The following is a 12,408-nucleotide window of genomic DNA, read 5'->3' on the forward strand; positions in this document are numbered from 1 at the left end:
AGCAGTAATGGTAGTAATACGAGGCAGTTCTCTACTCTCAGAGAGTAGGACTGACGAACCGAAAGGTGAGTCAGAACGCTGCGAAGCAGCGGCCCGTAGGGTGAACGCAAGTTCATCAACTGCCAGGCATCAAATTAGCAGTAAACCGGGGCAACAAACCGGTGGTTGTAAAGAAATTCGGTGGAGCGGTAGTTCAGTCGGTTAGAATACCTGCCTGTCACGCAGGGGGTCGCGGGTTCGAGTCCCGTCCGTTCCGCCACTTATTTAAGCCCTGAGTCTTAGACTCAGGGCTTTTTTGTATCTGAAATTCCTAAAAACAGCCAGATTGTTGCTTTCTGAGCAAAAATCTTCTGCATTTATTCGTCTTTTTCGCCAAAGTTATCCCGGCCATAATCTTCCTCATACAAACGCACACCCTTTAATGAGGTATAAAAATGGCAATCCCTGCATTCGGTCTTGGTACTTTCCGCCTGAAAGACGACGTCGTCATCGCATCTGTTAAAACCGCACTGGAACTCGGCTACCGTGCCGTAGACACCGCGCAAATCTATGATAATGAAGCGGCCGTTGGCCAGGCTCTGGAAGAGAGTGGAATTCCACGCGAAGAGCTCTTCATTACCACAAAAATTTGGACTGAGAACCTCAGCAAAGACAAGCTGATCCCAAGCCTGAAAGAGAGCCTGGCAAAGCTGCGTACTGACTACGTTGACTTGACTCTGATCCACTGGCCGTCACCGAATGATGCCGTACCGGTAGCAGAATTTATGCAGGCGCTGTTGGCCGCTAAAGAAGCCGGTTTGACCCGCCAGATTGGGATCTCTAACTTCACCGTCGAACTGATGCAGCAGGCGATTGATGCCGTTGGCGCAGAGAATATTGCGACCAACCAGATTGAGCTCTCTCCGTACCTACAAAACCGCACGGTCGTTGAGTGGGCGAAACAGCATAACATCCACATCACTTCCTACATGACGCTTGCTTACGGCAAAGCGCTGGCGGATGAAACCATCGCTCGTATTGCGCAAAAACATCAGGCGACTCCGGCTCAGGTTATTCTGGCGTGGGCGATGGCTTTAGGCTATGCAGTCATCCCTTCTTCTACCAAACGCGCCAACCTGGAAAGTAACCTTCAGGCGCTGACTCTGAAGCTGGATGCAGAAGATATGGCAGCCATTGCGACTCTCGAATGTAATGACCGCCTGGTCAGCCCGGAAGGCCTTGCTCCGAAGTGGGATAATTAATCCTGACTACGGCCCCTTCGGGGGCTGTTTAACCGCATCACTGAGAAAATCAATAAACGCCCGGATGCGGGTACTTACCGCACGATCGCTGTAATATACCGCACTAAACGGCATTTCTACCGGCAAACGCTTGTCTGCCAGCAGCTCGACAAATTCCCCGCTTTCAATTTCCCTATCGATCATAAAGTCCGACAGACACGCGATGCCATTACCCGTCAGGCATAGCTGCTTGAGCGTTTCTCCGCTGTTTGATGACAGCCCCGGCGTTATCTCTAATAGCTGACCGTCGGCCTGGGCAACTGGCCAGCGGTTAAGTGAAGAAGGCTCTGTAAAACCCAGGCAAACGTGGCTGATGAGATCTTCGGCGCTTTGCGGTGTACCGCGCGCTGCCAGATAATCAGGCGAAGCGATAATCTTCCGATAGCTATTAAATAGTGGGCGGGCACGCAGGCTTGAGTCCGTGAGAGTGCCCACCCGAATAGCCACATCCACCTTGCGCTCAATCAGATTGATAAACGTCTCAGACGATACCAGTGAAAGCGTCATTTCCGGGTAGCGTTCGCGGAAAGGTTTGATGAGCGGCATCAGCAAATGCAGCATCACCGGCGTAGCGGCATCAATGCGTAATAATCCGCGTGGCGTTTGCTTACTCTCCATCACTTCATTTTCTGCCGCTGCCATCGCCTGCAATATTTGCTGCACGTTGCGAAAATAGCGCTCGCCTTCTTCCGTCAGGCTCAGCTGGCGTGTGGTTCGATTAAGCAGGCTAACGCCCAGCTTCATTTCCAGCTTCTTAACGGCTCTGCTTACCGCAGAGTTTGCCTGGCCTAGCTGTTCCGCTGCGCGGCTAAAACTGCCGCTTTCCACTACCGCAACGAATATCGCGAGTTCTTCAGAAGTAGCCTTCATTGTTGCTCCACAAGCAAAATTCTATTGAGATTTTACATATTTTTGTTATTTAAACATCCGGCCATACTACGTGTCATCAAAAGACACCTGTTATGGAGTAAATTATGCCTCTGGCGCTTCTCGCACTGACTATCAGTGCCTTCGCAATCGGCACTACCGAATTTGTTCTTGTCGGGCTGGTGCCCACCATCGCCGATCAGCTGGCTATTTCTGTGCCTTCCGCAGGGCTGCTGGTCTCTATATATGCTCTTGGCGTTGCTATCGGTGCGCCGGTGCTGACGGCCCTGACCGGTAAACTGCCTCGTAAGCAGCTGCTTATTGGCCTGATGGCGCTGTTTACCGCCGGTAACGTGCTGGCCTGGCTGTCGCCTAATTATGAGACTCTCGTGGTTGCGCGTCTGCTTACCGGCTTGGCTCACGGCGTGTTCTTCTCTATTGGCTCGACCATCGCTACCAGCCTGGTACCAAAAGAGAAAGCCGCATCCGCCATCGCAATTATGTTCGGCGGCCTGACCGTCGCGTTGGTGACCGGTGTGCCGCTGGGAACCTTCATCGGGCAGCACTTTGGCTGGCGTGAGACTTTCCTTGCGGTATCGCTAATTGGCCCGATTGCGCTGGTGAGCAGCATGATCCTTATCCCGAAAGATATTCCAAACCGTGCGCTGGCGAGTATTAAAGAGCAATTGCAGGTATTAACCCACCCGCGCCTGGTTCTGATCTATCTGGTTACCGCTCTGGGCTACGGCGGCGTGTTTACCGCTTTCACCTTCCTTGCTCCGATGATGCAGGATCTTGCAGGCTTTTCACCTTCGGCAGTTAGCTGGATCTTGCTTGGTTATGGCGTATCCGTTGCTATCGGTAATATCTGGGGAGGCAAACTGGCGGACCGCCACGGCGCTGTTCCGGCATTAAAGTTCATCTTTGCTGCTCTGGCCGTGCTGCTGCTGGTATTCCAGTTCACCGCCCACTCACATATCGGCGCGCTGATTACGATTCTGATTATGGGGATCTTTGCTTTCGGTAACGTGCCAGGGTTGCAGGTCTACGTGGTACAGAAAGCGGAACAGTTCACGCCTAACGCCGTCGATGTCGCCTCTGGACTGAACATCGCCGCATTTAACGTGGGTATCGCTATCGGCTCTGTTATTGGTGGCCAGACGGTACAAAACTATGGCCTGGCGCAGACTCCGTGGATCGGTGCCGTAATTGTTGTCTTTGCCCTGCTGTTGATTGGCGTGAGCGGTAAACTGGATAAGCGCTCTCGTGTAGCAATGGGTTGAATCTCCCGACAGGAGCGTAGCGTTTTACGCTCCTGAATTGCATTGGTTTGTAATGGTCGTTGAAAGTCTGCGCTAAAATCCCTATAACTGAAAGATAGCCCACGCCCTGTGGGCATTTTGAGTTACAGAGGTCGTCAGTCAAACGTGCACAAGAATACCTATGCCATGCGATATGTAGCCGGACAGCCAGCGGAGCGAATTTTGCCTCCCGGCTCGTTTGCTAACATTGGTCAGGCATTACCACCCGGTGAACCGTTGCCCGGTCAGGGCAATTTGCGGGTACTGGTGTGGAACATCTTTAAGCAGCAGCGGGCCGACTGGCTTTCGGTGCTGCAAACTTTCGGTAAAGATGCGCAACTGGTGTTATTGCAGGAAGCGCAAACCACCCCTGAATTAGTCAGGTTTGCCACCAGCAACTATCTGGCGGCCGACCAGGTTCCCGCTTTTGTGTTACCGCAGCACCCGTCTGGCGTCATGACGCTTTCTGCTGCTCATCCCGTTTATTGCTGCCCGCTTCGCGAACGCGAGCCTATCCTGCGCTTATCTAAATCTGCTCTGGTGACGGTTTACCCGCTTCCCGATGGCCGCATGCTGATGGTTATTAATATCCACGCGGTCAATTTTAGCCTTGGCGTAGATGTCTACAGCAAGCAACTGGGGCCGATTGGCGATCAAATCGGGCATCACAATGGGCCGGTTATTATGGCCGGTGATTTTAATGCCTGGAGCCGCCCGCGTATGAATGCCTTGTTCCGCTTTGCGCGTGAGATGACGCTGCGTGAAGTTCGCTTTACCGACGATCACCGCCGCCGGGCGTTTGGTCGTCCGCTCGATTTCGTCTTCTACCGTGGCCTGAACGTTACCGAAGCCTCCGTGCTGGTAACCCGCGCTTCCGATCACAACCCGCTACTAGTTGAATTCCGTCCCGGCAAGCCTGAGCTGAAATAAGGTTCGTCAGGTCTGCCGTTGGGCAGACCTGTGCGCTGCCCTTTTTCTTACTTAACCGCAAGGACATAACGATGACAACACAATCCCATCACGACAAAGTCGGTCAGCAGTTTGGTTCCCAGGCCAGCGCTTATTTAACCAGCACGGTTCATGCCTCCGGGCGGGATCTGGAGCGCCTTAGCGCTCGCCTGAACGATTTTCCTAATGCCGTTCTGCTGGACATGGGATGCGGGGCAGGGCACGCCAGTTTTATTGCTGCCGCAAAAGTTAAATCAGTCGTCGCTTACGATTTATCAGAGCAAATGCTGGCCGTAGTCGCGGATGCCGCAACCACGCGCGGCATTACCAATATCGCTACCCGTCAGGGCTACGCGGAAGAGCTGCCTTTCGATGAGGGCACTTTTGATGTGGTGATTAGCCGCTATTCGGCGCACCACTGGCACGACGTCGGCCAGGCCCTGCGTGAGGTTAAGCGCGTCCTTAAGCCGGGTGGGGTGGCTATCTTTATGGACGTCACCTCTCCGGGGCATCCGGTGAAGGATATCTGGCTGCAAACGGTGGAAGCGCTGCGAGATACTTCCCACGTGCGCAACTATTCCAGCGGCGAGTGGCTGAGCCTGTTTAACGATGCAGGCCTGATGACCCGCAGCGTATTGTGCGACCGTCTGAACCTCGAGTTTTCCAGCTGGATAGCCAGAATGAGAACGCCGATAGTGCTGTCGGACGCTATCCGCGCCTATCAGAAAAGCGCCTCGGATGAGGTCAAACACTACTTTGAATTACAGCGGGACGGCTCGTTTACCAGCGATATCATTATGCTGGAGGCCTGGAAGGCGTAACGCAGAAAAGAAAAAGGCACCGGTAAGGTGCCTTTTTAGTGCTTATCAGGTCTCTGGTGAAGAATTACCGCTGACAAACAGCGTCAGCCGATCTCCAGGCTTCAGGTCATCTGTACTGCTGTTCCAGCGCATCACATCTTTGATGTTCACGCCATGACGTTTAGCAATACTCGACAAGGAATCACCCTTGCGCACCTGATAGGTGATGCTGCTATTGTCGGCTAACTGCGCACCAGCATTATTCACGCTGAGCGTTTGCCCGACTTTCAGGTGCGTGCCGCGCAGTTTGTTCCAGCTTTGCAAATCTTTGCTATTCACGCCGAGGCGGGAAGCGATGCTGGACAGGGTATCCCCGGAACGCACCTTATAAGATTTGTTGCCGCCCGCGCTGCTGCGGTTATCCGCAACTAACGTTGGCTGAACATCTGCAATCTCGCCGGAGGCGAGGGAGCTACGCAACTGTGCCGCGTGTTTTTTAGGCACCATCACATATTGCGGGCCGCTTTTCCCAACGGTTGAACTCTTCACGCCGGCGTTGAAGGTCTTCAGGTTGGTTAGCGACATGCCTGCCATTTCGGCAACCTGCGTTAACTCAACCGGATTGTTGACTTCAACACGCGCCAGCGCGCGGCTTTCATCCGTCGTCGGCAAACGTACACCGTACCTCTGGCTATTTTTGAGAATATCGCTCAAAGCCAGCATCTTGGGTACGTATACTTTTGTTTCTCGTGGCAGAGCAAGCGACCAGAAATCGGTAGGTTTACCCCGCGATTTATTCGCTTTAATGGCGTTCAACACCCGGCCTTCGCCGCTGTTATACGCCGCCACGGTCAACAACCAGTCGCCGTCAAACATCTTATTTAAACGCTGCATCATATCCAGCGCTGCGGTGGTTGAAGCCACTACATCGCGGCGTGCATCGTACGCTTTGGTCTGCTTAAGACCGTAATTGCGCCCCGTACTTGGAATAATCTGCCAAATGCCTGCGGCATTCGCGCTAGACGTCGCGTGGGGGTCAAAAGCGCTCTCCACTATGGGTAGTAGTACTAGTTCCATCGGCATGTTGCGTTTCTTAACCTGCCCGGCAATCCAGTACATATACGGCTCTGCCCGTAATGTTACATCGTGGAGATAGCTCTTATTACTCAGGTACTTCTGTTTCTGTTCGCGGATCCGGACGTTTTCCGGTATCCCCATCTTTAGCTCGTTGCCGATGAAGTTCCACAGGTTTTGATCTTGCGCGAGGAAGGTTCCATCATCCATCCATCGCGCAGAGGTCGCTCGACCCGTGTACTTTCCTGCTTCACCTTGACCAGCTGCAGACAGACTCTGTGCGTGCTGTTGAATGTTAGCGTCATGCTTTGACGCCTGGCACCCGACAAGCAAGACAGAGGCGAGTAGTATCGCTTTTGCCTTCATGTGTGTGTCAATGGTTGCTTAAAAGACGAGCGATAATACCGTCGCCTTTTCGACAACACAACCAGAAAATTCAGAAGCTGTCCTTCTTTGCCCTTAACCAGGCGAATATTTCCTGGGGTTGTTGCAAGTTTGTTTCTTTTTGGATTTTACTTTTTAAAACAGGATCTTCCATGCGTAAAAAAACATTTATTTGGCGTTCTGTTTGCAGCGAGGACGGCAAGGTTGAGTGGTTTTTTGCGCGTAACTCCTTCACTTTTCGGTAATATCCGACTATTTGCTCATCCTCGGGTAAAATACTTAAGGCAAACTTGATGTTGGATTCCGTATACTCATGTGCGCAACAAATTAATGTTTCCGCAGGGAGCTTGTTAAGCTTTTGAAATGAATTGAACATCTGCTCTGGAGTGCCTTCAAATAGCCTCCCGCAGCCGCCGGAAAACATCGTGTCACCGCAGAATAGATAAGGAAAATTAAAAAAGCAGATATGGCCTAAAGTGTGACCAGGTGTTGCTATGACGCTATATTCCTCGCCAAACAGGCTAAACTTGTCGCCTTCGCCTACTATCCGGGTCGCGCCTTTCAGGCGGGTTTCTTCCGGGCCGTACACTTCAATCGCCGGGTATTTCTCTTTAAGCTGCAGGACGCCGCCAACGTGGTCGGCATGATGATGCGTCAGCAAAATCGCCTTGGGCTGCCAGTCGTTTTCCTCAATAGCTTTCAGTACCGGAGCGGCCTCGCCCGGGTCGACAATCACGCATTTTCCCGACTCGTTATTAAGCACCCAGATGTAGTTGTCCTGGAAGGCGCGAATACTGTTAAGATTCATAATTCAACCTCTCGTTAGGCTATTAGGAAGGTAGTGATGAAACCGGCAAGGATACCTGACATTCTCACTTCCCCCCATCACTGGGAGCAACTGCCCTGGGGAGAATACTACCGGGAAGCGCTCAACCAGCAGCTGCGCCCGTGGCTTGGCAAAATGTTCGGTTTTCACCTGCTGAAAATCGGTAATCTGAGTGCGGAGATAGACACCGAAGCCTGTGCTATTTCGCATCAGGTCAATGTGGCACTTCAGGGAGAGAGTCTACAGGTGAATGCCGATCCGTTGCATTTGCCTTTCGCGGCAAAATCGGTTGATGCCTGCCTGCTGGCCCACACGTTGCCCTGGTGCCCGGACCCTCATCGCCTGCTGCGTGAAGTAGACAGAGTGCTGATTGACGACGGCTGGATTGTGCTCAGCAGCTTTAACCCCATCAGTTTACTGGGGCTGGGCAAGACAATCCCGTTCCTGCGCAAACGCGTGCCATATAATAGCCGCATGTTTACCCCTATGCGTCAGTTTGACTGGCTTGCACTGCTTAACTTTGAAGTGATGTACCGGCGGAGTTTTCAGGTGCTGCCCTGGCACCGGCAGGGGGGAAAGATGTTGAGCACCCATTTACCGGCGCTCGGCTGTATGCACGTTATCGTGGCGCGTAAGCGCACGCTGCCGCTGACCCTGAACCCGATGAAGAGCCGCAAAGCGAAAAATCAGATTCGCTCCGCGGTAGGTGCGACGCGGCAGTATAGTGAAGCCGTTAAGGCGCAGCCGCATCCGGCTGATAACCCACATCCTCACGAACAGGATTAGACGCAGCGTTGCGGGCCAGTTCGTCGCAGCGTTCGTTTTCCGGGTGGCCCGCGTGGCCTTTAACCCATTCCCACTTGATTTCGTGCTGGTTCAGCGCGGCATCCAGGCGCTTCCAAAGATCGACATTTTTTACCGGTTTTTTGTCAGCCGTTTTCCAGCCGCGTTTCTTCCAGTTATGGATCCACTGGGTGATTCCCTGGCGCACATACTGACTGTCGGTGCTCAGCACGATATCGCACGGCTCGATTAGGGCTTCAAGCGCAACAATCGCGGCCATCATCTCCATGCGGTTATTGGTCGTAAGGCGAAACCCTTCGCTAAAAATTTTTTCGTGCTGCTTGTACCGTAAAATTGCACCGTAGCCGCCCGGGCCTGGGTTACCCAGGCAGGAGCCGTCGGTGAAAACTTCTACCTGTTTACGCATCTCTGGTAGACTTCCTTTGATGAAAAAGCCAAGTCTGACATAAACGAGCGCGATGAGCACAGCTATATGATTTCTACAGCCACCAGACAGATAGTCCTCGATACCGAAACCACCGGTATGAACCAAATCGGTGCTCACTACGAGGGGCATCGCATTATCGAGATTGGTGCGGTTGAAGTTATCAACCGCCGCCTGACGGGCAATAACTTCCACGTCTACCTGAAGCCGGACCGGCTGGTGGATCCGGAAGCCTTTGGCGTTCACGGTATCGCCGACGAGTTCCTGGCAGATAAACCGACGTTTGACCAGGTGGCCGACTCGTTTCTCGACTACATTCGCGGTGCCGAACTGGTTATTCACAACGCGTCGTTTGATATCGGCTTTATGGACTACGAGTTCAGCAAGCTGCGGCGCGATATCCCAAAAACAGAAACCTTCTGTAAGATTACCGACAGCCTGGCGATGGCCCGTAAGATGTTCCCGGGCAAGCGAAACAGCCTCGATGCACTCTGCTCGCGCTACGAAATAGACAACAGCAAACGTACGCTGCACGGCGCATTACTCGATGCCCAGATCCTCTCCGACGTCTATCTGATGATGACCGGCGGGCAGACATCGCTGAAGTTTTCTATGGAAGGGGATGTTCAGCAGCAGCAGGGCAATGATGGAATACAGCGCGTTGTGCGCCGGGCGTCGGGCATGCGGGTTATTCACGCCAGCGATGAAGAGCTGATTGCCCATGAATCACGCCTCGATTTGGTGCAAAAGAAGGGCGGAAGCTGCCTGTGGCGCAGCTAAAAATGGCTAAAATGAGTTAAAAATCATCACTCAGGTGGTTTTTAAAGCAAACGGTTAATTTTGTGATAAAAAGCATTGACGGTTTCCGGGGCAAACCGTAATATTCGCCTCGTTCCCGACGGGGAACAAAACGCGGAGCGGTAGTTCAGTCGGTTAGAATACCTGCCTGTCACGCAGGGGGTCGCGGGTTCGAGTCCCGTCCGTTCCGCCACAATTTAGAAGGCCTGAGTCAGCAATGATTCAGGCCTTCGTCGTTTCTGCCGTCCAGGTGGATACGTCTTGCGATATTCGCCCCGCACCTTTTGACGCGGGGCCCGCCTGAATAAACGCTAGCGTCTGCTGGCCAGCGCCACTCCAACTAAAATAGTCGCAATGCCGATGATATGGAAAAGATGCAGCGTCTCGCCGAGGAAAATCAGCGATAGCACTACGCCAAACACCGGGATCAGGTGAATGCTCAGCCCGGCACGGGGGGCGCCCACCGTCTCAACGCAGCGGCCATAAAGCAGATAAGAAACAAACGACGGGAAGACGCCGAGAAACACCACCGCTGAAACGGTCATCGTGTTCCAGTCCGGCACGGCCCCGGTGCTTATTTCATGCAGCCACAGCGGCAATGTTACCACCAGGGCAATAGCAACCTGAACGCCCAATAGCCCCATTCTGCTAATGTCTGAAGGGATCTTGCGTATCCACAGCGTATAAAGCGCAAAGCACGCCATCGCCGCCAGCAGCATCAGGTCGCCCGACGAAAACGCCATTTGCATCAGGCCGTGAATATCGCCTTTAAAGATAATAAACAGCACGCCGCAGCAGGAAATTGCCAGGCCCACAACCTGTTTGATGCTGAGCTTGTGGCCAAAAAACAGCGCGCCAAACAGCATAATCAGCACCGGAATGCAGGAGTTGAGCAGCAGGGCGTTGGTGCTGGAAGTATGGTGCAGCCCAATATAAACCAGCAGGCTAAAGCAAACGATGCCGGTAACCGACACGGCAATAATCCACCCGGCGTACTCCCGATAACGGCGAAAGTCTCTTTTTATATACGGGAAGGCAAAAGGCAGGATCACGACCAGCGCCACCAGCCACCTCATAAAGGTCAGCCCGACCGGGGGAATATCGTTACGAACGGCTTTACCCACAATGTAATTGCACGCCCAAAGCAGGGGCGGAAGAGTGAAAAGAAATAAAACATACCAGGCCGGTGGCGAATGGGGCGTAGCCTCGGTGGCCGACTTCTTACTGCTGAGCAATGGGAGCTCCTTAGACACAGGATTTGGCTCGAAAGAATGGAGGAGGGATATATTACCCCGTGTCGGGCCCCGCTATTCAAGAAAGTCTTCGGAGAGAGGAAAAAGAGTATGTCGAGAATTAACAAGCCAGCCAAAAGCCCGGATCTCGATGACCCGGGCTTTATTTTTACTCTTTAGAAGTCGCGACGCGGCCAGAGAAGCCAACCGCAACTGCGCCTTTTTCACTGCGCGCCAGCCAGCGGTAGCAGCTCAGTCCCAGGAACACGCCGATAAACCAGCTGAAGTTTGCCACTTCATGCAGCGAAGGAATAAAGCTGATGGTCAGGCAAACGGCAACGGAAGGCACCAGGGCGATAATCGCTTTTGGGTTAAAGCCTTTGCTGTACCAGTAGCGGCCCTTCGGCGTGTCGTTAAACAGATCGTCGACGTGGATCGTGCCGCCCTTAACCAGGTAGAAGTCGGCCAGCAGGATGCCGAACAGCGGCCCGATAAACGATCCCAGAACGTCCAGCGTGTAGTGAATAAGTTCCGGCGACTGGAACAGGTTCCACGGCGTCAGCAGCACCGAACCTACGGCAGCAATCATCCCGCCCGCACGGAAGCTAATTTTCTGCGGTGAACAGTTAGAGAAGTCGAATGCCGGAGAAACAAAGTTCGCGACAATATTGATCCCAATAGTGGCCGTTATCATGGTCAGCAGGCCAATCGCCATTGCCAGGCTGTTACCAATATGGCTGACGGTTTCAATCGGATCGGTGATCATTTTGCCGAACAGCGACTGAGTACCGGAAACAATCACAACCGTCACGATGGAGAACAGCAGGAAGTTAAACGGCAGACCCCAGCGGTTACCGCGACGGATCTCCTGCATGCTTTTCCCGTAGCGGGAGAAATCGCCAAAGTTAAGCAGCGGGCCGGAGAAGTAGGACACCACCAGCGCGGTTGCGGTGATCATCTGCCATACCTGCTCGCCGGAGCTAAGATGTTTGCTGGCTAAGGTGAAGGAAATACCGTCGAATCCGGTCTGGTAAAGGATCCACCCGGCCAGCGCCATCATCACGATGTACACCGCAGGCCCGGCAATATCGATAAAGCGTTTGATAGCGTTCATGCCGTGCCAGAACACCAGCGCCTGAAGCACCCACATAATACCAAAGCAAATCCAGCCAAGCTGGGACAGGCCAAGGAAGCTAACGCCGGTCATCGGGGCAAGCGTCGGCCAGAACTTCAGCAGCACCAGCATTAATGCGTTGGCCGCCAGATAAGTTTGTATACCGTACCAGGCGAAAGCGATAAGCCCGCGGATCACCGCCGGAATATTTGCGCCAAACACGCCAAACGCCTGACGGCAAATGACCGCATACGGCACGCCCGCCATCTGGCTTGGTTTAGCTACCAGGTTAGCGCACACCTGCACAATACAAATCCCGGCCAGCAGGCAAATCAGCACCTGCCAGCTGGCAAGCCCGAGAGTAAAGAAGCTGGCGGCGACCACATAGCCGCCCATGCTGTGTACATCGGACATCCAAAACGAAAAGATGTTGTACCACGACCAAGTCTGGTTGCGGGTTGGGGCCAGGTCATCGTTGCACAGGCGCGGGCTGTAGCCTGCGTTGGCACTCTCTTTCGTGGCTGTTGCGTTGTTCTTTATACCTGGCATGGGATCT

General features: G+C 53.4%; 12 protein-coding genes and 2 tRNA genes. 8 read left to right on the forward strand and 6 right to left on the reverse strand.

From position 1 onward, the window contains the following. Positions 1 to 182: 182 nt before the first annotated feature. Together HMPREF0201_RS03045 and dkgB are read left to right on the forward strand one after the other, a co-directional pair. Positions 183 to 259 (forward strand) — tRNA-Asp (locus HMPREF0201_RS03045). Between the two features lie 175 nt (positions 260 to 434). Further along, positions 435 to 1,241 carry a 2,5-didehydrogluconate reductase DkgB gene (gene dkgB, locus HMPREF0201_RS03050; protein WP_016534998.1) on the forward strand — a complete coding sequence of 269 codons (807 nt, stop codon included), beginning with the start codon at positions 435 to 437 and terminating at the stop codon, positions 1,239 to 1,241. 6 nt (positions 1,242 to 1,247) lie between these two features. Here dkgB and yafC read toward each other — a convergent pair whose 3' ends face one another. Further along, positions 1,248 to 2,150: a DNA-binding transcriptional regulator YafC gene (gene yafC / locus HMPREF0201_RS03055; protein WP_016534999.1), complete on the reverse strand. Its 903-nt coding sequence runs from the start codon at positions 2,148 to 2,150 to the stop codon at positions 1,248 to 1,250. A 104-nt stretch (positions 2,151 to 2,254) separates the two neighbouring features. Between yafC and HMPREF0201_RS03060 the strand changes: the two genes are divergently transcribed. The 3 genes from HMPREF0201_RS03060 to HMPREF0201_RS03070 all read left to right on the forward strand — a co-directional run bounded on the left by HMPREF0201_RS03060 (position 2,255) and on the right by HMPREF0201_RS03070 (position 5,217). Further along, on the forward strand, positions 2,255 to 3,430 hold the full coding sequence (locus HMPREF0201_RS03060) for an MFS transporter (protein WP_016535000.1): 1,176 nt from the start codon (positions 2,255 to 2,257) through the stop codon (positions 3,428 to 3,430). 144 nt (positions 3,431 to 3,574) lie between these two features. Continuing rightward, entirely contained in the window at positions 3,575 to 4,378 is an 804-nt protein-coding gene (locus tag HMPREF0201_RS03065; protein ID WP_039897937.1) for an endonuclease/exonuclease/phosphatase family protein, read from the forward strand. Positions 4,379 to 4,449: 71 nt separating this feature from the next. Further along, positions 4,450 to 5,217 carry a class I SAM-dependent methyltransferase gene (locus HMPREF0201_RS03070; protein WP_016535002.1) on the forward strand — a complete coding sequence of 256 codons (768 nt, stop codon included), beginning with the start codon at positions 4,450 to 4,452 and terminating at the stop codon, positions 5,215 to 5,217. Positions 5,218 to 5,262: 45 nt separating this feature from the next. Here HMPREF0201_RS03070 and mltD read toward each other — a convergent pair whose 3' ends face one another. Together mltD and gloB are read right to left on the reverse strand one after the other, a co-directional pair. Beyond that, positions 5,263 to 6,636 (reverse strand): murein transglycosylase D, encoded by a 1,374-nt coding sequence (gene mltD, locus HMPREF0201_RS03075; RefSeq protein WP_016535003.1) that lies wholly within the window; start codon positions 6,634 to 6,636, stop codon positions 5,263 to 5,265. 70 nt (positions 6,637 to 6,706) lie between these two features. After that, a complete protein-coding gene (gloB, locus tag HMPREF0201_RS03080) occupies positions 6,707 to 7,462 on the reverse strand; it encodes a hydroxyacylglutathione hydrolase (RefSeq protein ID WP_016535004.1) in 756 nt (251 codons plus the stop codon). 36 nt (positions 7,463 to 7,498) lie between these two features. On the opposite strand from gloB, the gene HMPREF0201_RS03085 reads away from it, so the two are divergent. Then, on the forward strand, positions 7,499 to 8,266 hold the full coding sequence (locus HMPREF0201_RS03085) for a class I SAM-dependent methyltransferase (protein WP_016535005.1): 768 nt from the start codon (positions 7,499 to 7,501) through the stop codon (positions 8,264 to 8,266). Here HMPREF0201_RS03085 and rnhA read toward each other — a convergent pair. Continuing rightward, positions 8,214 to 8,690 carry a ribonuclease HI gene (rnhA, locus tag HMPREF0201_RS03090; RefSeq protein WP_039897938.1) on the reverse strand — a complete coding sequence of 159 codons (477 nt, stop codon included), beginning with the start codon at positions 8,688 to 8,690 and terminating at the stop codon, positions 8,214 to 8,216. The genes HMPREF0201_RS03085 and rnhA overlap by 53 nt on opposite strands. Positions 8,691 to 8,756: 66 nt before the next feature. On the opposite strand from rnhA, the gene dnaQ reads away from it, so the two are divergent. Continuing rightward, the gene (gene dnaQ, locus HMPREF0201_RS03095; RefSeq protein ID WP_016535007.1) at positions 8,757 to 9,488 is read left to right on the forward strand and encodes a DNA polymerase III subunit epsilon; all 732 of its coding nucleotides are present in this window, start codon (positions 8,757 to 8,759) and stop codon (positions 9,486 to 9,488) included. Between the two features lie 134 nt (positions 9,489 to 9,622). After that, positions 9,623 to 9,699 (forward strand) — tRNA-Asp (locus HMPREF0201_RS03100). Between the two features lie 118 nt (positions 9,700 to 9,817). Here HMPREF0201_RS03100 and HMPREF0201_RS03105 read toward each other — a convergent pair. Both HMPREF0201_RS03105 and HMPREF0201_RS03110 read right to left on the reverse strand, forming a co-directional pair. Continuing rightward, entirely contained in the window at positions 9,818 to 10,741 is a 924-nt protein-coding gene (locus HMPREF0201_RS03105; RefSeq protein ID WP_039897939.1) for a DMT family transporter, read from the reverse strand. Between the two features lie 166 nt (positions 10,742 to 10,907). Then, a complete protein-coding gene (locus HMPREF0201_RS03110; RefSeq protein WP_016535010.1) occupies positions 10,908 to 12,401 on the reverse strand; it encodes an NCS1 family nucleobase:cation symporter-1 in 1,494 nt (497 codons plus the stop codon). Positions 12,402 to 12,408 lie beyond the last annotated feature (7 nt).

Source organism: Cedecea davisae DSM 4568 (assembly GCF_000412335.2).
Classification (GTDB): domain Bacteria; phylum Pseudomonadota; class Gammaproteobacteria; order Enterobacterales; family Enterobacteriaceae; genus Cedecea; species Cedecea davisae.

Bases quoted from the DNA above. Each gene is read 5' to 3' on its own strand.
- dkgB (WP_016534998.1), top strand. From the start codon at position 435: ATGGCAATCCCTGCATTCGGTCTTGGTACTTTCCGCCTGAAAGACGAC.
- yafC (WP_016534999.1), bottom strand. From the start codon at position 2,150: ATGAAGGCTACTTCTGAAGAACTCGCGATATTCGTTGCGGTAGTGGAA.
- HMPREF0201_RS03060 (WP_016535000.1), top strand. From the start codon at position 2,255: ATGCCTCTGGCGCTTCTCGCACTGACTATCAGTGCCTTCGCAATCGGC.
- HMPREF0201_RS03070 (WP_016535002.1), top strand. From the start codon at position 4,450: ATGACAACACAATCCCATCACGACAAAGTCGGTCAGCAGTTTGGTTCC.
- mltD (WP_016535003.1), bottom strand. From the start codon at position 6,636: ATGAAGGCAAAAGCGATACTACTCGCCTCTGTCTTGCTTGTCGGGTGC.
- gloB (WP_016535004.1), bottom strand. From the start codon at position 7,462: ATGAATCTTAACAGTATTCGCGCCTTCCAGGACAACTACATCTGGGTG.
- HMPREF0201_RS03085 (WP_016535005.1), top strand. From the start codon at position 7,499: ATGAAACCGGCAAGGATACCTGACATTCTCACTTCCCCCCATCACTGG.
- rnhA (WP_039897938.1), bottom strand. From the start codon at position 8,690: ATGCGTAAACAGGTAGAAGTTTTCACCGACGGCTCCTGCCTGGGTAAC.
- dnaQ (WP_016535007.1), top strand. From the start codon at position 8,757: ATGATTTCTACAGCCACCAGACAGATAGTCCTCGATACCGAAACCACC.
- HMPREF0201_RS03110 (WP_016535010.1), bottom strand. From the start codon at position 12,401: ATGCCAGGTATAAAGAACAACGCAACAGCCACGAAAGAGAGTGCCAAC.